1 protein-coding gene and 1 pseudogene are annotated in these 652 nt (G+C 44.4%); both read left to right on the top strand.

Features of this window, described 5'->3' with window-relative positions:
* Positions 1–204 (top strand): annotated as a pseudogene (locus FJQ58_RS00350) (HPr(Ser) kinase/phosphatase); the annotation flags it as partial.
* 83 nt (positions 205–287) lie between these two features.
* Positions 288–652, top strand: a 365-nt coding sequence (locus FJQ58_RS00345; RefSeq protein ID WP_202915175.1) for a prolipoprotein diacylglyceryl transferase family protein, incomplete at its 3' end; no start/stop codon positions are given.

The following is a 652-nucleotide window of genomic DNA, read 5'->3' as shown; positions in this document are numbered from 1 at the left end:
GGCCTTGATGAAGAGACTACGCGAATCATCGATACGGATATCCCGCTCGTGACCGTACCGGTTCGCCCAGGCCGTAACTTGGCCGTTATTATCGAGGTAGCGGCGATGAACTTCCGCTTGAAGCGGATGGGTTACAACGCGGCACTTCAATTTACGAACAAGCTCACCGAGACGATAAACGATGATATGGACGAATACGATTGAGTGTAGAGGAGATATCTAATAATGAAGANACGATAAACGATGATATGGACGAATACGATTGAGTGTAGAGGAGATATCTAATAATGAAGACATTGTTACTTAATCCAATAGCCTTTACGATTGGGTCCTTATCGGTACACTGGTACGGTATTATTCTAGGGACAGGGGCTTTAATTGGGCTGCTGCTTGCTATACAGGAAGGGAAGCGTTTTGGCATCAAGCCGGATTTCTTCATGGACTTATTGCTGTTTGGTGTTCCTTCTGCCATTATTGCGGCACGTATCTATTATGTGGCGTTCATGTGGGAAGATTATAAAGGCCACCTTCTTGATGTATTCAAAATATGGAATGGCGGTATTGCGATTTACGGTGCGCTTATTGGGGCATTTATTTGCGGCTTCTTCTATGCCCGTTATAAAGGCTACAATTTCTTGCGCATTGTTGATAT

Origin of the sequence: Paenibacillus paridis (assembly GCF_006345825.1) — a bacterium.
GTDB lineage: Bacteria > Bacillota > Bacilli > Paenibacillales > Paenibacillaceae > Pristimantibacillus > Pristimantibacillus paridis.
The sequence above is the reverse complement of the archived record's forward strand: the minus strand, read 5'-3'. Positions and strand labels throughout refer to the sequence as shown.